The organism is Arthrobacter sp. ERGS1:01 (assembly GCF_001281315.1).
Classification (GTDB): Bacteria; Actinomycetota; Actinomycetes; order Actinomycetales; family Micrococcaceae; genus Specibacter.
Genome location: NZ_CP012479.1, coordinates 1,887,475 through 1,907,960, shown reverse-complemented (window position 1 = coordinate 1,907,960; position 20,486 = coordinate 1,887,475). Strand labels below are relative to the sequence as shown.

Sequence of the window (20,486 nt, the reverse complement as noted above, 5' to 3'; positions counted from 1 at the left end):
GAACTACCGAAGGAGCCACCAGGCTAATGAAATCCCACGAAATTGCGGATCGCTGGATCACGTTCTTCGCCGGCAAGGGCCACACCCCCGTGCCCTCCGCGTCGTTGATCTCCTCGGATCCGTCGCTGCTGTTCACCGTGGCCGGCATGGTGCCCTTCATCCCTTACCTCACCGCCCGTGAGGTGCCCCCGTACAAGCGCGCCACAAGCGTGCAAAAGTGCATCCGCACCGGCGACATCGACGAGGTCGGCAAAACCGTCCGGCACGGCACCTTCTTCCAAATGTGCGGCAACTTCTCCTTCGGCGACTACTTCAAGGAAACCGCCATCCCGTACGCCTGGGAGCTGCTGACAAGCTCCGTGGCCGACGGCGGTTTCGGCCTTCCCGTGGACCGCCTCTGGGTCACCGTCTACAACGAGGACGACGAAGCCCTGGCGATCTGGCGCGACAAGGTCGGCGTGCCCGTCGACCGGATCCAGCGCATCGGCAAGGAGGACAACTACTGGTCCACCGGCCAGCCCGGCCCGGCCGGCCCGTGCTCGGAAATCTTCTACGACCGCGGCCCCGAATACGGTGTCGAGGGCGGCCCCATCGCCGACGAGACCCGATACATCGAAATCTGGAACCTCGTGTTCATGCAGTACCAGATCGACAACGTCACCTCCAAGGTCGACTTCGATGTCGTCGGCGAACTGCCCAACAAGAACATCGACACGGGCCTTGGCCTGGAACGCCTCGCGATGATCCTGCAGGGCGTGGAGAACATGTACGAGACCGACCAGGTCCGCCCCGTCCTGGACAAGGCCGCCGAACTGGCCGGCAAGGACTACACCTCCACCGAGGACCCGGCCGATCCCCACCACACCGACGATGTCCGCCTGCGCGTGGTGGCCGACCACATCCGGTCCTCCCTCATGCTGATCTCCGACGGCGTCACCCCCTCCAACGAGGGCCGCGGCTATGTGCTGCGCCGCCTGATCCGCCGCGCCGTGCGCGCCATGCGCCTGCTCGGCGTGGAAACCGCCGTGCTGCCGGAACTGCTACCCGTCTCCCGCGACGCCATGAAGGGCGCCTACCCGCTGGTCGAGACCGATTTTGCCCGCATTGCGCGCATCGCCTACGCCGAGGAAAAGTCGTTCCTGCGCACCATCGCCAGCGGCACCGCCCGCCTCGAGGAGGCCGTGAAGGAATCCAAGGCGGCCGGTGCCAACCTCTCCGGTGCCGAGGCCTTTGCGCTGCACGACACCTACGGCTTCCCGATCGACCTGACCCTGGAGATGGCCGCCGAGGCGGGCCTGGCCGTCGACGAGGCCGGGTTCCGCTCCCTCATGCTCGAGCAGCGCCAGCGCGCCCAGAAGGACGCCAAGGCCAAGAAGAGCGGCCACGCCGACCTCTCCGTGTTCCATGAACTGTTGGCCAAGGGCGAGACCGTGTTCACGGGCTACACCGAGCTCGAGGGCAGGGGCGCGTGCGTTCCATCCTCTCCAACGGCACGCCCGTGGCACACGCGGGCATGGGCGAGGAAATCTCGATCGTGCTCGATGAGACCCCGTTCTACGCCGAGGCCGGCGGCCAGGCCGCCGATACCGGCCTGATCACCGGTGACGGCTTCGTCGTCGAGGTCCTGGACGTCCAAAAGCCCGTCAAGGGCCTGAGCGTCCACAAGGCGATCGTGCGCGAAGGCGAACTGCCGGCCGACGCCCTGGTGCGTGCCGCCGTCGACCGTGAACGCCGCCACGCCGCCGAACAGGCCCACACGGGCACGCACATCGTGCACGCCGCCCTGCACCAGATCCTCGGCCCGGAGGCGCTCCAGCGCGGCTCTTTCAACAAGGCCGGCTACCTGCGCTTCGACTTCTCCTGGGGTGAGGGCCTGAGCGCCGCGACCCGTTCGGAGATCGAGGAAGTGGCCAACATCGCCATCCGCAACAACTTCCGGGTGGACACCAAGGTCATGGACCTGGACGCCGCGAAGGCCCTGGGTGCCATGGCGCTGTTCGGCGAGAACTACGGTTCCGAGGTGCGCGTCGTGGAGATCGACGGCGCCTGGTCGCGCGAACTCTGTGGTGGCACGCACGTGGACAGCACCTCCCGGATCGGCTCCCTGACCCTGTTGGGCGAACAGTCCGTCGGCTCGGGAAACCGCCGAGTGGAGGCCTTCGTGGGCATGGACGCGTTCCGCCACCTGGCCGCCGAGCGCGCCCTGGTCACGTCCCTGACCGACATGCTCAAGGTCCCCTCGAACCTGTTGACCGAACGCGTGGCCGCCACCCTGGCCAAGCTGAAGACGGCCGAGAAGGAACTCGAGCGCCTGCGCAAGGAACAGCTCACCGCAGCCGCCGGAAACCTGGTGGGTACGGCAGTGGACGCCAACGGCGTTGCCGTGATCGCCCACGACGCCGGTGAAGTCTCCGGCGCCGACGACCTTCGCGGCCTGGCCCTTGACCTGCGCCAGCGCCTCGGCTCGGCACCGGCCACCGTGGCCGTGGCCGGCGCCAGCAACGGCCGTCCCGTGATCCTCGTGGCCACCAACGAAGCCGCCCGCGATGCCGGCGTCAAGGCCGGGAATCTCGTGAAGATTGCTGCCGGCGTGCTCGGCGGCGGCGGCGGCGGCAAGCCCGACGTCGCCCAGGGTGGCGGTACCGATGTGGCCGCCATCTCGGCCGCACTGGCGGCGGTCACGGACGCCATCAGGAACCGCTAAGGAATCCATGGAGCAGCGCAACTACAAGCAGGGCGTGAAGCTGGGCATCGACGTGGGCATGGTCCGCGTCGGCCTGGCGTCCTGCGACCCCGACGGCATCCTTGCCACCCCCGTCAAGACCCTCAGCCGTGACGCGAAGAAAAACAGCGACGTCAGGATTGTGGTCAGGGAGGTGGCCGAAAGGAACGCCGTGGAGGTGTTTGTGGGGTTGCCGCGCACGCTCAAGGGCGCCGAAAAGGGGTCCGCGGAAATGGCGCGCAGCTATGCCGCCGTGCTCGTGGAGGCGCTGCACAAGGCCGGACTCGAGGTGCCTGTGCGGCTCATCGACGAACGCCTCACCACCGTCAGCGCGCACCAGGCACTGCACGCGGCTGGCCTTGACAGCCGTGAGCATCGTAAAATAGTGGATCAAGTAGCGGCCGTTGGAATTCTGCAACAGGCCATCGACATGCAAAAGGCGCGCAATGCCACTGTTGGGGAACTGGTGCGCGCCGAACTGCCGGGCATCGTGGGGGATGCCGGGCCGTCTGGAAAAGAAGAGGATTCCACCATCTCCATCTCAACGCCAGCATCACCTGCCGAGGGAGCAAAGCCATGAGCGACGCTTTCCGCGGCAGCACCCACCCCGCACACTTGATCGATCCCCACGAGGACGTCGACCACGAGTGGCATGACGACCACGCCTGGACCCAGGAGCAGGAGGATGCCCACGACTACTACGTCGAGGAGCCCCTGCCCTCGCGGCGCAGCACCCGTGTGTCCAAGCGGGTGCGCAAGCGCCGCCGCACCGTCATCTTCCTGATCGTGCTGGCCCTCTTCGCCGCCGTCGTCATTTTCCTTGTACAGGCCATCAAGCCCATGCTGGGCGGCTTCGAGGCCGCCGACTACCCGGGCCCGGGAACCGGCACCGTGCAGATCATGGTCCCGGACGGCGCCTCCGCCCGCACCGTCGCCACCGACCTGCGCACGCAGGACGTGGTGGCCAGCGAGCAGGCGTTCCTTGACGCACTGGCCGCGGCCAACGGCACCGGATCCCTGCAGCCGGGCTCCTTCGACATGCGCAAGCAGATGAAGGCCTCCGACGCCGTCGCCGTGCTGCTGGCCGGCGACAAGTCAAAGGTCCACTACGCGGCCATTGCGCAAAACCTGCGCCTCAACGAAACCCTTGAGCAGCTCGCCAAGGGCACCGGGATACCGCTGGCGGAATTCCAAAAGCTGGCCAACGAGCCCAAGCTCTTCGGCCTGCCCGCACAAGCCAAGAACCTCGAGGGCTACCTCACGCCCGGTGAATACCGCTTCCCGATCGAACTGGACGCCAAGGGTGTCCTGAGCGAGATGGTCGACGCCACCAAGAAGAACCTCGCGGCGGCCGGCGTCGCAGCCGGCGACCAGTACCGCGTGCTCACGGTCGCCAGCATCATCGAGTTCGAGGGCAACGAGGCCAACTACGCCAAGATCTCCGGGGCCATCGAAAACCGCATCAACAACCCCAACGGCGAAACCCGCGGCTTCCTGCAGTCCGATGCCACGGTGGCGTACGGGCTGGGCATCAAGTCATACAACCTGAGCCAGGCCCAAAAGGACGACAAGTCCAACCTGTACAACACCTACGCCAATCCCGGCCTGCCCGTGGGACCCATCGGTTCACCGGCCGCCACGGCCATCGAGGCCGCGGCGCACCCGGAAACCAACCCGTACTACTTCTGGGTCACCGTGAACCTGAAGACGGGCGAGACCCTCTACGCCGCAACCTATGCAGATCACCTCAAGAACGTGGCCCAGTACACCGCCTGGTGCGAGGCCAACGCGGGAGAATGCAAATAAATGGCAGGTTTTCGCCAAGGAGCCGTGCTGGGGCACCCCATTGGGCACTCCAAGTCACCGGCCATGCACATCGCCGCGTATGCGGCGCTGGGCCTTGACTACAGCTACCGGGCCATCGACCTGCAGGAGGACGGCCTGGCCGGCTTCCTGGCGGAGGTCCGGGCCGACGCCGACTGGTACGGGCTCTCGGTGACCATGCCGTTGAAGAACGAGGCAGCCGTCCTGGTGGACGAGCTCACCCCGGTGGCCCGGATCCTGGGCTCCGTCAACACCGTCGTGGCCGGCCGGAACGACGACGGCGGCACCCGCCTCAGCGGTGACAACACCGACGTGGCCGGGCTCGTCAACGCGCTCCGGCACGCCGGCGTTGCCCGGCGGCCGCGCGCGGCCGTGCTGGGCGGCGGCGGCACCGCCGTCTCCGCGCTGGCCGCCTTTGCCGCCCTCGGCACGGATACGGTCGACGTGTATGTGCGCAACGCCGGGAAATCGGCGGGCCTGCACGAGGTCGGTGGGGAACTCGGGATCGCCGTCGAGCTGCTGCCCTTCGACGGCGCGGCCTCCGCCCTGGCCGGCTACGACGTGGTCATCTCCACGCTCCCGCCGCGGGGAGCCGACTCCCTGGCGGCGGACTTCCTGGCCACCGCACCGGACACGGCCGGGTGCTGCCTGCTCGACGTCGCCTACGACCCCTGGCCCAGCGCCCTGGCCCAGGCCTGGGAAACCGGCGGCGGCACCGTGGTTCCGGGGATTGAGATGCTTTTGTATCAAGGCGTGGAACAGGTAAAACTGTTTGCAGCGGCCGGCGGATTCGGCGATCGCGCACAGCAGCGCGTCGGCGACGTCATCAATGTGATGTGCGACGCACTTGGGCTGACTCGACGACCCCCACACGATTAGCACGAACAGAACATGGCAGGATGGACAGTATGTTGCGTTGGTTGACCGCCGGAGAATCACATGGCCCGGCACTTGTGGGAATTATTGAAGGCGTCCCGGCAGGGGTTGAGCTCACCAGCGCCCGAATCCAGGACGCCCTGGCCCGGCGTCGGCTCGGCTACGGCCGCGGCGCCCGGATGAAGTTCGAACAAGACGTCGTGACCATCCTCGGCGGCGTGCGGCACGGCCTGACCCAGGGCGGCCCCGTCGCCATCCAGATCGCCAATTCCGAATGGCCCAAGTGGGAGGCGATCATGTCCGCGGACCCCGTCGACGCCGAAACCCTCGACGGCCAGGCCCGCAACGCGCCGCTGACCCGCCCGCGCCCCGGCCACGCCGACTTCACCGGCATGCAGAAGTACGCCTTCTCCGAGGCCCGCCCCGTCCTGGAACGCGCCAGCGCCCGGGAAACGGCCACCCGCGTGGCCCTCGGCGAGGTCGCCGCCCAAATCCTGGCCGCCGTCGGCGTTGAACTGGTCAGCCACACGGTCCAGATCGCCACGGTCGCGTCCCCCGAAGACGCCGCACTGCCCGTCCTCACCGACGTCCCCGCACTCGACGCCGACCCCCTGCGCTGCTTTGACGCCGCCACCTCCGCCGCCATGGTGGCCGAGGTCGACGCCGCCCAAAAGGCCGGCGAGACCCTTGGCGGCGTCGTCGAGGTCCTCGCCTACAACCTGCCGCCCGGACTGGGCAGCTATGTGCACTGGGACCGGCGCCTGGACTCCCGCCTGGCCGGTGCCCTGATGGGCATCCAGGCCATCAAGGGCGTGGAGGTCGGCGACGGCTTCGCCACCGCGGCACGCCGCGGCTCGGCCGCCCACGACGAGATCGTCCGCGACGACGAGGGCCGGATCATCCGCACCTCCAACCGCGCCGGCGGCATCGAAGGCGGCATGAGCATCGGAGACGTCTTGCGCGTCCGCGCCGCCATGAAGCCCATCGCCACGGTTCCGCGCGCCCTGAAAACCATTGACGTCGCCACCGGAGAACCCGCCAAGGCCCACCACCAGCGCTCCGATGTGTGTGCCGTGCCCGCGGCCGGCGTCGTCGCCGAAGCCATGACCGCCCTGGTGCTGGCCGACGCCCTCATGGAGAAGTTCGGCGGGGACTCCATGGCCGAAACCAAGCGGAACATGGACAGCTTCCTCGCGTCGATCCCGGCAAATCTGGACACGCTGGGCCACTGATGACCGAGGGGACCGAGCCTGCCGGGACGCCGCGTTTCCGGCCCGCCCGCCCCATTGTCATGATTGGGCCCATGGCTGTGGGCAAGTCGGTCATTGGCGCCGAACTTGCCCGCACCCTGGGACTTGACTTTATCGACTCCGACCAGCGGATCGTGGCCAAGCACGGCCCCATTCCACGGATCTTCGCCGCCCGCGGAGAGCACCACTTCCGCCAGCTGGAGGCCCGCGCCGTGGCCGAGGTGCTGGACACCGACAAACCCAAGCCCGTGGTGCTCTCGCTGGGCGGCGGCGCCGTCCTGGATTCCGGCACCCAACAGCTGCTGGCCCGCGCCACGGTGGTGTTCCTGCGCGCCAGCATAGAGACCGTGCGTGAACGCATCATCCGCAACACGGGACGGCCCCTGCTGGCGGCGGACCCCGTGGAAACCTGGTCCCGCCTCGCGGCAGCCCGCGGACCCGTCTATGCCCGACTGGCCGACGTCACCCTCGACGTCAGCAACTCAAGCGTGCCGGAGCTCGTAACGGAGCTCATTGACACTTTGACCGAAGAATCAAGGAAAGAGAACCCCGCACCGTGAACAACGAAAATACAGTCATCAAGGTCACCGGCTCGGCAGCCGCGGACAACTACGACGTCGTCGTTGGCCGCGGGCTCCTCGCCAACCTCCCTGACTTGCTGGGGGAGCGCGTCAAGCGCGTCCTGGTCATCCACCCGCGCGCCCTGCGCCTGACCGGCGACGCCGTCCGCGACGAACTGGCCGCCGCCGGCTTCACGTCGCTGACCGCCGAGATCCCCGACGCCGAGGAAGGCAAGCACATCCAGGTCGCCGCCTTCTGCTGGCAGGTCCTGGGCCAAAACGACTTCACCCGCTCCGACGCGATCGTGGCCGTAGGCGGGGGAGCGGTGACCGACGTGGCCGGCTTCGTGGCCGCCACCTGGCTGCGCGGGGTCAAGGTCATCAACATGCCCACCTCGCTGCTGGGCATGGTCGACGCCGCGGTGGGCGGCAAGAACGGCATCAACACCGCCGAAGGCAAGAACATGGTGGGCACCTTCCGTGCCCCGGCCGGCGTCCTGGTGGACCTTGACACCCTCGACACGCTGCCGCCCAACGAGCTGATTTCCGGCATGGCCGAGGTGGTCAAGTGCGGCTTCATCGCCGACCCCGTGATCCTGGACCTGGTCGAGGCCAACCCCGACGCCGTCAAGGACCCGCGCTCGGACGTATTGCGTGAACTGATCGAACGGGCCATCGCCGTCAAGGCCAAGGTGGTTTCCGAGGACCTGGAGGAAGCGGGCCTGCGTGAAATCCTCAACTACGGGCACACGCTGGGCCACGCGATCGAACTGGCCGAACGGTACTCCTGGCGCCACGGCGCGGCCGTGTCCGTCGGCATGATGTTCGCCGCGGAGCTCTCCCGCAGCGTGGGCCGGCTCAGCGACGAGGGATTCGAGCGGCACCGCCGGATCCTCGAACAGCTTGGCCTGCCGCTGACGTACCGCAAGGACCGCTGGGCGGCCCTGCTGGACGGCATGCGCCGGGACAAGAAGACCCGCGGGGACCTGCTGCGCTTCGTGGTCCTGGACGGCATCGGCAAGCCCGGCATCCTGGACGTGCCCGACACCTCCCTCCTCTTTGCCGCCTATCAGGAGATTGCTTCCTAGATGGGGCTCAAGGACTGGCCGTCGGCGGGCTTCCCCGGAACCGCAGTCAACCCCCAGACGCTGCTGCCCGAGGTGGTGGATGAGGAAGCGTGCGCCGCGGCGCTGGAAACCACCGACGACGCCGCCGACCACGTGTTCGTGCTGCTGGCCCGGGGACTGACCGCCGAGGCCGCCGAGATGGCCGCCGACGCCCGCCTGGCCGATCCCGAATCACTGCGGCTGCAGGTCCTGGACGCCGAGGTGCTGCGGGCCACGAAGCACTTCGACCGGGCCGAACGGGTGCTCAAGTCCCTGCTGCCCGCCGTGGCCGACACGCCCCTGGAGGCATGGGTCAGCCAACAACTGGGCAAGGTGTATTTCTCCAGCGGAAACTTTGCCGCCGCCGCCAGGAGTTTCTCCGCCGCCCTGGAAAAACGGGTGGCCTCCGGTGCGGACGCCGCGGCCATCTACTCCTCCACGGTTTCCCTGCAACGCGCCCTGGATCTCGCCGAGCAACAGTAAGATCACATGTGGTTGTTGGCACATCCGCGTCGCTGCGTTAACGGCACGCTTGCGCCGTACGGTAATATGGTCAATGGATTTTTGATAACACTTATACGTAAGAGGCTACTGTGGCAACGACTAACGACATCAAGAACGGCACCGTTCTCAAACTTGAGGGCCAACTGTGGAACATCATTGAGTTCCAGCACGTCAAGCCCGGCAAGGGCGGCGCCTTTGTCCGCACCAAGATGCGCAACATCCTCTCCGGCAAGGTCGTCGACAAGACGTTCAACGCGGGCCTGAAGATCGAGACGGCCACCGTTGACCGTTCCGACTACCAGTACCTGTACGCGGACGGCGAAGACTTCGTCTTCATGGACACCCACAACTACGACCAGTTGACGGTCTCCCACGAAGTGGTCGGCGACGCCACCAACTTCATGCTGGAAAACCTCAACGTCACGATCGCCCTCCACGAAGGCGCACCGCTCTACATCGAGCTGCCCCCGTCCGTGCAGCTGCGCATCACCTACACCGAGCCCGGCCTGCAGGGCGACCGCTCCTCCGCCGGCACCAAGCCCGCCACCGTGGAGACCGGCTATGAGATCCAGGTTCCGTTGTTCGTCGACAACAACACCCTGGTCAAGGTCGACACCCGCGACGGCAGCTACCTGGGACGTGTCAGCGAGTAGTGGCAAGCAGTCAGTCTAGCCAAAACGGCAAACCCAACTCGGCGCGCAGCAAGGCCCGCCGCAGGGCCCTGGACATCTTGTTCGAGGCGGAGCAGCGCGACGTCACGGCCATGTCCGCCATGACGGCACGCCGTGTCGTCGCAGACCAGATCATCAACGTCTACACGGTCGACCTGGTCGAGGGCGTCACCGCCATGCAGGAAAACATCGACGAATACCTGCAAACGTATTCGCAGGGCTGGACTCTTGAACGCATGCCCGCCGTCGACAGGATCATCCTGCGCATCGGCGCCTGGGAACTGTTGTTCAACGACGACGTCCCCGACGCCGTCGCCGTCAGCGAAGCCGTGGAACTGGCCAAGACCCTTTCCACCGACGAATCCCCGCAGTTCGTCAACGGCCTGCTGGGCCGCCTGCAGCAGGTCAAGCCGACCCTGCTGGCATAGGCCCACGCTTGCCAGCCCGAAAAACCGCTGGCGCGGTTTTTCGGGCTGGCAAGCGTGGGCCCAACGCATCGCGTTTAGGCAACGCAAAAGACCCGCATCGGAGTGCTCCGGTGCGGGTCTTTTGTTTTAGGGTCCCGGTGCCTGGATTGTCGGAGCCTGAATCGTCGGCGCCTGGAACGTCCTGGCCTGGTAGACGGCGGCCGAATGCCGGCCCAGCAAGTCGCTGCGCGCGGCCGTGGCCGCGTTCAAGAGCGCCAGCTCCTGCACCCGGGCCCGGGCAAACCTGGCCGCCGCGGCACTGCCGGGCGCACCCTTGGCGTCCACCAGCAGCCTGTTGCGGGTGAAGGCCAGCCGGGTGGCCACCCGGATGAACTCCTTCATGGTGCTGCCGGCCCCAAAGGTCCTGGCCCAGTGCAAGGCCCTGCGTCGCCCTGCTCCCGAGGCGAGCATGGGCACCTCCTGCTGGCTGAACCAGCCGGGCGGGACGTAGTCGGACAGGCGCCGTCGGGTCAGCCTCGCCTCCGAGCGGCGCAGGAGGAGGATTCCCGTGATGAACAAGGCGAAAATCGGCACCTGCAGCACCAGGTACATCAACACGAAGCTGTCGCCAACAAAGGTCACGGCATTCCACAGCCCGTGCAGCAGCATGGCCGGGACCAGGCCCAGGACCCAGGCGCCCAGCACCAGGGGCGTGCCGCCGTACCTGGCCGCGTAGCCCACGCAAACGCCCAGCGCCCCGGTGAACATGACGTGGGCAAACGGGGACATCAGGCCGCGCACCACAAAGATCGCCAGCAGCCCGCCGGCGGCGTCGTCGCTGTCCCGCAGGGCCTGGCCAAAATAGAGGATGTTCTCGGTGAAGGCGAAACCGGCGGCAATGATGCCGGCGTAGACCAGGCCGTCGACGGGACCGTCAAAGGTGCGCCGGCGCAGGAAGAACAACAGCAACACCCCGGCCCCCTTGCAGACCTCCTCGACCAGCGGTGCCTGGATCACGGCGCCGACCACGTCGGGATCGGCCTGCGCGTTCCCCGCCATCAGCAGCGGCTGGACCCAGCTGCCCACCACCAGGGTGGTCACCACCGCCATGCCGGCGCCCCAGCAGAAGCCGAACAAAAGCGCCGTCGTCGGTTCCGGCTCCCACCGATCGACCCACACCAGCGTGAGGACGCAGATGGCGAGCGGGATCAGCGCCAGGGCGCCGCAGATCAGGAACACGCTGGCGCCGATGGACAGCGCAAACACCGCCAGGGTGCCCACTGTGACAAGCGCCAGCACGCACAGCAGGATGATGTTTGTCACTTTCAACCCGGTGCCCTTGGGCCTTTTGTTGTGCGGCGCGGGGGCCGGGTGGGACCAATATTCCGGTGACGGCGACAACGCGGAGCCTGGAGGGTGCGGGCCTGCCGGGTCAACGGTGTGCGCCGCGGCGAAGTGCGGGGCCCCGGACGGCGGCGTTCTCGGGTACGGGGGATGCGACGGCGTGTCCGCCGGGGTGCTTTGCCAGGGCCCGGGATCAGTCATGGAACCAACACTAGGGCCATGGGGTGCGCGCACCAAGGGGGCGCGCGTGCGAAGCGGGTGCGGGGACTAGGGAGCCGGGATGGGGTGCCCCGCTGTGATAGTTTTGGTGGTGCAATCATCCTTTTAATTCCGTCCTGTGAGGCGGGGAAAGGGGACGCGAGAAATGAGCAGCTCAACAGCTCAGGCCAACGCGTCGCGGGTCGTCCTGACCGCGGCAGACATTGACCGTGCACTCACTCGTATCGCCTATGAAATCCTTGAGGCCAACAAAGGCTCCCAAGACCTGTTGCTCCTAGGCATTCCTCGCCGCGGCTTTCCGCTGGCACAGCGGCTCGCCGCGAAACTGGCCGCCACCGATCCCAGCATCGACGACGCCGCCATCGTGGGCCAGCTTGACGTCACCATGTTCCGTGACGACCTCGCCCACCAGCCCACGAGGGCACCGCAACCCACCCAGCTTCCCGTCTCCGGCATAGACAACAAGGTCATCGTGCTCGTCGATGACGTGCTGTACTCCGGCCGGACCATCCGTGCCGCCCTGGACGCGCTCGTGGATCTGGGCCGGCCGCAGGCCGTGCGTCTGGCCGTCCTGGTGGACCGCGGACACCGCGAACTGCCCATCCGCGCGGACCATGTGGGCAAGAACCTGCCCACCTCCTCGAGCGAAAAGGTGCGGGTGCACCTGGTCGAGACCGACGGCGGCGCCGACGAAGTGGTCATTGAGGCCGGCGCATGAGGCACCTGCTTGACACGGAGGGCCTGTCCCGCGAAAACGCCATCGCCATCCTGGACACGGCCCAGGAAATGTCGGCCGTGGGGGAGCGGGAAGTGAAGAAACTTCCGGCGCTGCGCGGACGCACGGTGGTGAACCTGTTCTTCGAGGACTCCACCCGCACGCGGATCTCCTTCGAGGCCGCCGCGAAGCGCCTCTCCGCCGACGTCATCAACTTCAGCGCCAAGGGCTCCTCCGTCTCCAAGGGCGAGTCCCTGAAGGACACGGCCCAAACGCTCGAAGCCATGAGCGCCGACGCCGTCGTGATCCGCCACTGGGCCTCCGGCGCCCCGGCCCGCCTGGCCACCTCGGGCTGGATCGACGCGGCCGTGATCAACGCCGGCGACGGCACCCACGCCCACCCCACCCAGGCACTCCTGGACGCCTTCACGATGCGCGCCCACTGGTCCAAGCTGGCCGGCACCCCGTCTGTGGGCGGCGACCTCGCCGGCATGCGCGTGGTCATCGCCGGCGACGTACTGCACTCCCGGGTGGCCCGCTCCAATGTGTGGCTGCTGCGCACCTTGGGCGCCCACGTCACGCTCGTTGCCCCGCCCACCCTGCTGCCGGTCGGCGTCGAGCACTGGCCGTGCGAGGTCAGCTACGACCTCGACGCCACCCTCGACGCCGGCGTCGACGCCGTCATGATGCTGCGGGTCCAGGCGGAACGGATGAAGGCGTCGTTCTTCCCCTCCGCCCGGGAGTACGCCCGCCGCTGGGGCTTCGACGACGCCCGGCTGGCCAGGCTCGACGCCCTCAAGCTCGAGGACACCATCATCATGCACCCCGGCCCCATGAACCGCGGCCTGGAAATCTCCTCTGCCGCCGCGGATTCACCCCGCTCCACCGTGCTGGCCCAGGTCCGCAACGGTGTTTCGGTACGCATGGCGGCCCTGTACTTGCTGCTCTCCGGCGAGCTGCGCGAACCCGCCGCCACCAGTCTTTCCACCCCGCAAGCCGCAAAGGACCACCGATGACCAACGCAAGCTACCTGATCCGCCAGGCGTCCATCCTGGGCGCCACGACGGCCGACCTGCTGATCACCGACGGCGTTATCACGGCCGTGGGCGAAGACCTGCCCGCCGACGTCGTTGCCGGCGCCACCGTCATCGAGGCCGCCGGCCTGGTGGCGCTGCCCGGCATGGTGGACCTCCACACGCACCTGCGCGAACCCGGCCGCGAAGACGCCGAGACCGTCGAAACCGGCACCCGCGCCGCGGCGCTGGGCGGCTTCACTGCCGTCCACGCCATGGCCAACAGCTCACCCGTGGCCGACACCGCCGGCGTCGTGGAGCAGGTGTACTCGCTGGGGCGCGAATCCGGCTGGGTGGACGTGCGTCCCGTCGGCGCCGTCACCGTGGGCCTGGCCGGCACGCAACTGGCCGAGCTGGGCGCCATGGCCGATTCCCGCGCCCGCGTCCGGGTGTTCTCCGACGACGGCATCTGCGTCAGCGATCCGGTCATGATGCGCCGGGCCCTGGAATACGTCAAGGCCTTCGACGGCGTGATCGCCCAACACGCGCAGGAACCACGCCTGACCGAGGGCGCCCAGATGAACGAGGGCAAGGTGTCGGCAGTGCTGGGCCTGGCCGGCTGGCCCGCCGTCGCCGAGGAATCCATCATTGCCCGCGACGTCCTGCTGGCCCAGCATGTGGGTTCCCGCCTGCACGTCTGCCACGTTTCCACGGCAGGCTCCGTGGAAATCATCCGCTGGGCCAAGGAACGCGGCATCAACGTCACCGCCGAGGTCACCCCGCACCACCTGCTGCTGACCGAGGAACTCGTGCGCAGCTACAACCCCGTCTACAAGGTCAACCCGCCGCTGCGCGCCGACGAGGACGTCCACGCCCTCCGCGCCGCACTGGCCGACGGCACGATCGACATCGTGGGCACCGACCACGCCCCGCACCCCAGCGAAGCCAAGGAATGCGAATGGGCGTCCGCGGCCATGGGCATGACCGGGCTGGAAACCGCCCTGTCGGTGGTGCAGGAGACCATGATCGAGACCGGGCTCATGGGCTGGGCGGACTTCGCCCGCGTCACCTCCACCGCCCCGGCCGCGATTGGCCGCCTCGCGGACCAGGGACGCCCGCTGGAAGCCGGCGAGCCGGCCAACATCGTCCTCGTCGACCCGGCCGCCCGCTGGAACGTGGATCCGGCCGCGATGGCCACGAAGGGCCGCAACTCGCCGTTCTCCGGCATGGAGCTGCCCGGCAAGGTCGTCGCCACGTTCTTCCGGGGCCATCCCACGGTGCTCGACGGCGCGCTGAACACGCCGTACCGGGACGGGGCCAACTAGTGGGGGACCGCACAGTACCGACCATCCTGGCGATCGCGCTCGTCGTCGTCGTCTTCGCCCTGATCGGCTGGGGCTGGCGGAACAAGCTCAAGAGCCAGGCCGCGGTGGCGCCGCTGCCCGAGCTGCCCGGCGAACTGGGCCCGGCCTCGCTGAGCGTCCCCGGCCAATACGTGGTCACCACGGCCACCGGGGACTGGCTGGCACGGATCGCCGTGCACGGCCTGGGCGTGCGCACCCCGGCCGAGCTGAGCATCCACCCTGAAGGCGTGCTGCTGAGCCGCTCCGGCGCCGCAGACCTCTTCATTTCCACCGAGGCCCTGACCGAGGTCACCACGCAGGCCGGCATGGCCGGAAAATTCGTGGAAAAGGACGGCCTGGTGGTCCTGAGCTGGACGCTGGGCAGCACGGCTGTTGACACCGGGTTTAGAACCACCGAAGCTGTTGCAAAACGCCCGCTGGTCGATGCCCTGAAAAAACTGCTGCCCAACGGCGGCACCGATGAACTTTCCTGACGCAGACATGAAAAGAAAGAACAAAACGAATGAGTGAAGCAACTATGGCTGCACAGGCCGAACCCGCCGTGGAGACCGCGGCCCTGCTGGTCCTCGAAGACGGCCGGATCTTCCGCGGCCGCAGCTACGGCGCCCAGGGCAGCACCTTGGGCGAGGCGGTCTTCGCAACCGGCATGACGGGTTACCAGGAAACCATCACGGACCCCTCCTACGCCCGCCAGCTGGTGGTCCAGACCGCCCCGCACATCGGCAACACCGGCGTGAACGACGCCGACGCCGAGTCCCGGAAGATCTGGGTCGCCGGCTATGTGGTGCGCGACGCCGCCCGACGCCCGTCCAACTGGCGCTCCGAGCGCAGCCTGGACGAAGAACTCATCAACCAGGGCATCATCGGCATCCAGGGTGTCGACACCCGTGCCATCACCCGCCACCTGCGTGAGCGGGGCGCCATGCGCGCCGGCATCTTCTCCGGTGCCGCCGCCACCGCCCCCGAGGCCGAGCTGCTGGCCCAGGTGCTGGCCGCCGCCCCCATGGAGGGCGCCCGCCTGGCCGAGGAGGTCAGCGTCAGCGAGGCCTACGTCGTCGAACCCGCCGACCATGGCTGGGAAGGCGAGCCGAAGTTCAGCATCGCCGCAATCGACCTGGGCATCAAGGCCATGACGCCGCAGCGCTTCGCCGAGCGCGGCGTGCGCGTTCACGTGCTGCCCGCCACCTCCAGCTTCGAGGACGTTACGGCCGTCAACCCCGACGGCGTGTTCCTCTCCAACGGCCCCGGCGACCCCGCCACCGCCGACTCCCAGGTGAAGTTGCTGCGCCAGGTGCTCGACGCCGGCACGCCGTTCTTCGGCATCTGCTTCGGCAACCAGATCCTGGGCCGCGCCCTGGGCTTTGGCACCTACAAGCTGCGCTACGGCCACCGCGGCATCAACCAGCCCGTCATGGACCGCAAGACCGGCAAGGTGGAGATCACCAGCCAGAACCACGGCTTCGCCGTCGACGCACCCAAGGACGGCCCCGTGACCGCTCCCGAGGAGCGCTTCGGCCGGGTCGAGGTCAGCCATGTCTCCCTCAACGACGACGTCGTGGAGGGCCTGGCCTGCCTGGACATCCCCGCCTTCTCCGTCCAGTACCACCCGGAGGCCGCCGCGGGACCGCACGACTCCGCGTACCTGTTTGACCGTTTTATCGACCTGATGGCCAGCACCGCCGCCGCGACCCAGACTGAGGAAAAGAACTAATGCCCAAGAGAGAAGACCTGAAGAGCGTTCTGGTCATTGGCTCCGGTCCCATTGTGATCGGCCAGGCCGCCGAGTTTGACTACTCGGGCACCCAGGCGCTGCGCGTGCTCAAGGACGAGGGCCTGCGGGTCATCCTCGTCAACTCGAACCCGGCCACGATCATGACGGACCCCGAGTTCGCCGACGCCACCTACGTCGAGCCGATCACCCCCGAGGTGGTCGAGAAGATCATCGCCAAGGAACGCCCCGACGCCGTACTGCCCACTCTGGGCGGGCAGACGGCCCTGAACACGGCCATCGCGCTGGACAAGAACGGTGTGCTGGCCAAGTACAACGTGGAGCTGATCGGCGCGAACATCGCCGCGATCGAACTCGGCGAGGACCGCGAGAAGTTCAAGGGCGTCGTTGAGCGCTGTGGCGCCGAGTCTGCCCGCAGCCACATCATCCACACCATGGACGAAGCCTTCGAGGCGGCCAAGGACCTTGGCTACCCCATGGTGGTCCGCCCCTCCTTCACGATGGGTGGTTTGGGCTCCGGCCTGGCGTACAACCCGTCCGACCTGGAACGGATCGTCGGCCAGGGCCTGCAGTACAGCCCCACCACCGAGGTCCTGCTCGAGGAGAGCATCCTGGGCTGGAAGGAATACGAGCTGGAGATGATGCGCGACAAGAACGACAACGTCGTTGTTGTGTGCTCCATCGAAAACTTCGACCCGGTGGGCGTCCACACGGGCGACTCCATCACGGTGGCCCCGGCCATGACCCTGACGGACCGCGAGTACCAGAACCTGCGCGACATCTCCATCGCCGTCATCCGCGAAGTGGGCGTCGACACCGGTGGTTGCAACATCCAGTTCGCGATTGAACCGGACACCGGCCGCGTGGTCGTCATCGAAATGAACCCGCGTGTTTCCCGCTCCTCGGCCCTGGCCTCCAAGGCCACGGGCTTCGCGATCGCCAAGATCGCCACGAAGCTTTCGCTCGGCTACACGCTGGACGAGATCCCGAACGACATCACCCAGAAGACGCCGGCCTCCTTCGAGCCGACCCTGGACTACGTGGTCGTCAAGGTGCCGCGCTTCGCGTTCGAGAAGTTCCCGGCCGCGGACCCCACCCTGACCACCACCATGAAGAGCGTCGGCGAAGCCATGGCCATGGGCCGCAACTTCACCGAGGCCCTGCAGAAGGCGCTGCGGTCCCTGGAGCAGAAGGGCGCGAGCCTGGACTTCAGCTCCGTCAACGAGCTCGACGTGCCGGAACTGATCGAGGCAGCCAAGCGGCCCACCACGGAACGCCTCTCCCAGGTCCAGCGTGCCCTGCTGGGCGGTGGCACCGTCGAGGAGCTGTACGCAGCCACCGGCATCGATCCCTGGTTCCTTGACCAGCTGGTGCTGCTCAACGAAGTCTCCGCCACGATCCGCCAGGCCACCGCGCTGACGCCGGAAATGCTCAAGCTGGCCAAGCGCCACGGCTTCTCCGACGCCCAGATCGGCGCCCTGACGAACAACTCCGAGGCCGTGGTGCGCGGCGTGCGCCAGGCCCTGGGCATCCGCCCCGTCTACAAGACGGTGGACACTTGTGCGGCGGAATTCAACGCCTACACCCCGTACCACTACTCCTCCTACGACGAGGAGGACGAGATTGCGCTGCACGCCAAGCCGTCCGTGATCATCCTCGGCTCGGGTCCGAACCGCATCGGCCAGGGCATCGAGTTCGACTACTCCTGTGTGCACGCCTCCATGGCGCTGCGCAAGGCCGGCTACGAGACCGTCATGGTCAACTGCAACCCGGAAACCGTTTCCACCGACTACGACGTCTCCACCCGCCTGTACTTTGAGCCGCTGACGCTCGAGGACGTGCTGGAGGTCATCGCGGCCGAGGAGCGCACCGGCGGCGTCATGGGCGTGTTCGTCCAGCTCGGCGGCCAGACCCCGCTGAAGCTGGCACAGGAACTGGCCGACGCCGGCGTCCCCATCCTGGGCACGTCCCCGGAAGCCATCGACCTGGCCGAGCACCGCGGCATGTTCTCCCGTGTCCTCGACGAGGCCGGCCTGATCGCGCCGAAGAACGGCACCGCCGTGTCCTTCAACGACGCCAAGAAGATCGCCGACGAGATCGGCTACCCCGTCCTGGTGCGCCCGTCCTACGTACTGGGTGGCCGCGGCATGGAAATCGTCTACGACGAGGCCAACCTCTCCCGCTACATCAAGAACGCGACCGAGATCACCGAGGCCCACCCGGTGCTGATCGACAGGTTCCTTGAGGACGCCATCGAGATCGACGTCGACGCGCTCTTCGACGGCAAGGACATGTACCTTGGCGGCATCATGGAGCACATCGAGGAGGCCGGCATCCACTCGGGCGACTCCGCCTGCGTGCTGCCCCCCATCACGCTGGGCAAGGACGTGCAGGACCGCGTCCGCGCGGCCACCCGCGCCATCGCCGAGGGTGTTGGCGTGCGCGGCCTGATCAACATCCAGTTCGCCCTCGCCTCCGACATCCTGTACGTGCTCGAGGCCAACCCGCGTGCCTCGCGCACCGTGCCGTTTGTGTCCAAGGCCACGGGCGTGCAGATGGCCAAGGCCGCGGCGCTGATCGGCACGGGCGTCTCGATCGCCCACCTGCGCAGCGTCCACCACATCCTCCCCGAGGTGGGCGACGGCGGAACCCTGCCGGACAACGCGCCCGTCGCCGTGAAGGAGGCTGTCATGCCGTTCAGCCGTTTCCGCACCCCGGAGGGCCACGTCGTGGACTCCCTGCTGGGCCCGGAAATGCGCTCCACCGGCGAGGTCATGGGCATCGACAAGCACTTCGACACAGCGTTTGCCAAGAGCCAGGCCGGCGCCAACGGCGCCCTGCCCGTCTCCGGCAAGGTCTTCGTCTCGGTGGCCAACCGCGACAAGCGCTCCATCATCATGGCCGTCAAGCGCCTCGCCGACCTCGGCTACGAGATCGTCTCCACGGGAGGCACGGCCGACGTGCTGCGCCGCAACGGCATCGCCTCCACCACGGTCCGCAAGATCGCCGAAGGCAGCTCCGCGGAGGGCGAAGGCACCATCGTCGACCTGATCAACAACGGCGAGATCGACATGATCTTCAACACGCCCACCGGCGGCCAGGCCCGCGGCGACGGCTACGAAATCCGTGCCGCAGCCGTCTCCAACGGCAAGCCCTGCATCACCACGGTGGCCGAGTTCAACGTGGCCGTCCAGGCCATGGAGGCGCTGCGCACCTACGAGTGGGACGTCACGAGCCTGCAGGAACACGCCAAGGTTCTGTTGGCGGGTCAGGCCGCACAGAACAGCCAGGCGGAGCAGCATGCCCGGGCGGCACAGGATGCCTAGCCCATTCGGGGCCCGGCTTGCCGCGGCCATGACGGCCCGCGGGCCGTTGTGCGTGGGCATCGACCCGCACCCGGCCCTGCTGGCGGCCTGGGGCCTGGACGACTCCGTCGAGGGCCTGCGGACGTTCTCGATGACCGTGCTGGAGGCCGTGGCTCCACTGGCAGCCGCCGTGAAGCCGCAGGTCGCCCTCTATGAGCGCCACGGCTCGGCCGGCCTGGCCGTGCTCGAGGAATTCCTCGCGGCCGCCGCACAGGCGGGGGTGCTGACGATTGCCGACGCCAAGCGCGGGGACATCGGCTCCACCATGGCCGGCTACGCGGACGCCTGGCTGCGGGACGGATCGGCGCTGGCCGCCGACTCCGTGACGCTGAGCCCGTACCTGGGCTTCGAGTCGCTGCGTCCGGCCCTGGACATGGCGGCGGAAGCCGGCAGGGGCGTGTTTGTGCTCGCCCTGACGTCGAACCCCGAGGGGGCTTCCGTCCAGCACGTGGGCGGCGCCAACTCGGTGGCCCGGCAGATCGCCGTCGCGGCCGGCGTCGAGAACCGCCGCTATGCCGGGGACGCGCTTGGCTCCGTGGGCCTCGTGGTGGGGGCAACCGTGGGGACCGCCCTGACGGACCTTGGCATTGACCTGGCTGCCGTGCACGGGCCCATCCTGGCGCCCGGCCTGGGCGCCCAGGGTGCCACGGGTGCCGATATGCGGGCCACGTTTGGGGCCGCCTACCCGGCAGTCCTGGCCACCTCCAGCCGTGGAATCCTTGCCGCCGGACCTTCCGTGGAGGCATTGCGCGCCGCCACCGAGGCCACACTGCTGGGCCTCTAGCCCTGAGCAACAAGCAGGGGACGCAGGCACTGC

General features: G+C 67.8%; 17 protein-coding genes and 1 pseudogene. 17 read left to right on the top strand and 1 reads right to left on the bottom strand.

The features are described from left to right. Positions 1–26 precede the first annotated feature (26 nt). The 10 genes and pseudogenes from alaS (at position 27) to nusB (ending at position 9,941) form a co-directional block, all read left to right on the top strand. Positions 27–2,704, top strand: a pseudogene (gene alaS / locus AL755_RS12480) (alanine--tRNA ligase). 7 nt (positions 2,705–2,711) lie between these two features. Further along, positions 2,712–3,302: a Holliday junction resolvase RuvX gene (gene ruvX, locus AL755_RS12475; protein WP_054011283.1), complete on the top strand. Its 591-nt coding sequence runs from the start codon at positions 2,712–2,714 to the stop codon at positions 3,300–3,302. Then, positions 3,299–4,528 (top strand): endolytic transglycosylase MltG, encoded by a 1,230-nt coding sequence (gene mltG / locus AL755_RS12470; protein WP_054011282.1) that lies wholly within the window; start codon positions 3,299–3,301, stop codon positions 4,526–4,528. Before ruvX ends, mltG begins: the two co-directional genes overlap by 4 nt. Further along, the gene (locus AL755_RS12465; RefSeq protein WP_054011281.1) at positions 4,529–5,425 is read left to right on the top strand and encodes a shikimate dehydrogenase; all 897 of its coding nucleotides are present in this window, start codon (positions 4,529–4,531) and stop codon (positions 5,423–5,425) included. A 29-nt stretch (positions 5,426–5,454) separates the two neighbouring features. Further along, a complete protein-coding gene (gene aroC, locus AL755_RS12460) occupies positions 5,455–6,654 on the top strand; it encodes a chorismate synthase (RefSeq protein WP_054011280.1) in 1,200 nt (399 codons plus the stop codon). Next, positions 6,654–7,232 carry a shikimate kinase gene (locus AL755_RS12455; protein WP_054011279.1) on the top strand — a complete coding sequence of 193 codons (579 nt, stop codon included), beginning with the start codon at positions 6,654–6,656 and terminating at the stop codon, positions 7,230–7,232. The genes aroC and AL755_RS12455 overlap by 1 nt, the downstream gene beginning before the upstream one ends. Beyond that, positions 7,229–8,320, top strand: coding sequence for a 3-dehydroquinate synthase (aroB, locus tag AL755_RS12450; RefSeq protein ID WP_054011278.1), 1,092 nt, complete (start codon positions 7,229–7,231; stop codon positions 8,318–8,320). Before AL755_RS12455 ends, aroB begins: the two co-directional genes overlap by 4 nt. Next, entirely contained in the window at positions 8,321–8,821 is a 501-nt protein-coding gene (locus AL755_RS12445) for a hypothetical protein (RefSeq protein WP_054011277.1), read from the top strand. A 110-nt stretch (positions 8,822–8,931) separates the two neighbouring features. Further along, positions 8,932–9,495, top strand: coding sequence for an elongation factor P (gene efp / locus AL755_RS12440; protein ID WP_054011276.1), 564 nt, complete (start codon positions 8,932–8,934; stop codon positions 9,493–9,495). Further along, complete coding sequence (gene nusB / locus AL755_RS12435; RefSeq protein ID WP_054011275.1) at positions 9,495–9,941, top strand: transcription antitermination factor NusB; 447 nt, start codon at positions 9,495–9,497, stop codon at positions 9,939–9,941. Before efp ends, nusB begins: the two co-directional genes overlap by 1 nt. A 126-nt stretch (positions 9,942–10,067) precedes the next feature. Here the strand turns inward: nusB and AL755_RS12430 are convergent, their stop codons facing one another. Continuing rightward, a complete protein-coding gene (locus tag AL755_RS12430) occupies positions 10,068–11,465 on the bottom strand; it encodes a PrsW family intramembrane metalloprotease (protein ID WP_082369235.1) in 1,398 nt (465 codons plus the stop codon). A 163-nt stretch (positions 11,466–11,628) separates the two neighbouring features. Between AL755_RS12430 and pyrR the strand changes: the two genes are divergently transcribed. The 7 genes from pyrR to pyrF are packed head-to-tail and all read left to right on the top strand — an operon-like array spanning position 11,629 to position 20,453. Next, complete coding sequence (gene pyrR, locus AL755_RS12425) at positions 11,629–12,201, top strand: bifunctional pyr operon transcriptional regulator/uracil phosphoribosyltransferase PyrR (protein WP_054011273.1); 573 nt, start codon at positions 11,629–11,631, stop codon at positions 12,199–12,201. Next, positions 12,198–13,214 (top strand): aspartate carbamoyltransferase catalytic subunit, encoded by a 1,017-nt coding sequence (locus AL755_RS12420; protein WP_054011272.1) that lies wholly within the window; start codon positions 12,198–12,200, stop codon positions 13,212–13,214. Before pyrR ends, AL755_RS12420 begins: the two co-directional genes overlap by 4 nt. Then, positions 13,211–14,536: a dihydroorotase gene (locus tag AL755_RS12415; protein ID WP_054011271.1), complete on the top strand. Its 1,326-nt coding sequence runs from the start codon at positions 13,211–13,213 to the stop codon at positions 14,534–14,536. The genes AL755_RS12420 and AL755_RS12415 overlap by 4 nt, the downstream gene beginning before the upstream one ends. Continuing rightward, a complete protein-coding gene (locus AL755_RS12410; RefSeq protein WP_054011270.1) occupies positions 14,536–15,048 on the top strand; it encodes a PH-like domain-containing protein in 513 nt (170 codons plus the stop codon). The genes AL755_RS12415 and AL755_RS12410 overlap by 1 nt, the downstream gene beginning before the upstream one ends. Before the next feature lie 29 nt (positions 15,049–15,077). Continuing rightward, positions 15,078–16,286 (top strand): glutamine-hydrolyzing carbamoyl-phosphate synthase small subunit, encoded by a 1,209-nt coding sequence (carA, locus tag AL755_RS12405; protein ID WP_054011269.1) that lies wholly within the window; start codon positions 15,078–15,080, stop codon positions 16,284–16,286. Continuing rightward, a complete protein-coding gene (gene carB, locus AL755_RS12400; RefSeq protein WP_054011268.1) occupies positions 16,286–19,630 on the top strand; it encodes a carbamoyl-phosphate synthase large subunit in 3,345 nt (1,114 codons plus the stop codon). The genes carA and carB overlap by 1 nt, the downstream gene beginning before the upstream one ends. Further along, complete coding sequence (pyrF, locus tag AL755_RS12395; RefSeq protein WP_237762679.1) at positions 19,623–20,453, top strand: orotidine-5'-phosphate decarboxylase; 831 nt, start codon at positions 19,623–19,625, stop codon at positions 20,451–20,453. Before carB ends, pyrF begins: the two co-directional genes overlap by 8 nt. The last annotated feature ends 33 nt before the right edge of the window (positions 20,454–20,486 follow it).

Coding starts and splice junctions, on each gene's coding strand:
- AL755_RS12420 (WP_054011272.1), top strand. CDS start 12,198: ATGAGGCACCTGCTTGACACGGAGGGCCTGTCCCGCGAAAACGCCATC.
- carB (WP_054011268.1), top strand. CDS start 16,286: ATGCCCAAGAGAGAAGACCTGAAGAGCGTTCTGGTCATTGGCTCCGGT.
- AL755_RS12465 (WP_054011281.1), top strand. CDS start 4,529: ATGGCAGGTTTTCGCCAAGGAGCCGTGCTGGGGCACCCCATTGGGCAC.
- AL755_RS12415 (WP_054011271.1), top strand. CDS start 13,211: ATGACCAACGCAAGCTACCTGATCCGCCAGGCGTCCATCCTGGGCGCC.
- mltG (WP_054011282.1), top strand. CDS start 3,299: ATGAGCGACGCTTTCCGCGGCAGCACCCACCCCGCACACTTGATCGAT.
- carA (WP_054011269.1), top strand. CDS start 15,078: ATGAGTGAAGCAACTATGGCTGCACAGGCCGAACCCGCCGTGGAGACC.
- pyrF (WP_237762679.1), top strand. CDS start 19,623: ATGCCTAGCCCATTCGGGGCCCGGCTTGCCGCGGCCATGACGGCCCGC.
- AL755_RS12430 (WP_082369235.1), bottom strand. CDS start 11,465: ATGACTGATCCCGGGCCCTGGCAAAGCACCCCGGCGGACACGCCGTCG.
- aroC (WP_054011280.1), top strand. CDS start 5,455: ATGTTGCGTTGGTTGACCGCCGGAGAATCACATGGCCCGGCACTTGTG.
- pyrR (WP_054011273.1), top strand. CDS start 11,629: ATGAGCAGCTCAACAGCTCAGGCCAACGCGTCGCGGGTCGTCCTGACC.
- ruvX (WP_054011283.1), top strand. CDS start 2,712: ATGGAGCAGCGCAACTACAAGCAGGGCGTGAAGCTGGGCATCGACGTG.
- AL755_RS12445 (WP_054011277.1), top strand. CDS start 8,321: ATGGGGCTCAAGGACTGGCCGTCGGCGGGCTTCCCCGGAACCGCAGTC.
- AL755_RS12455 (WP_054011279.1), top strand. CDS start 6,654: ATGACCGAGGGGACCGAGCCTGCCGGGACGCCGCGTTTCCGGCCCGCC.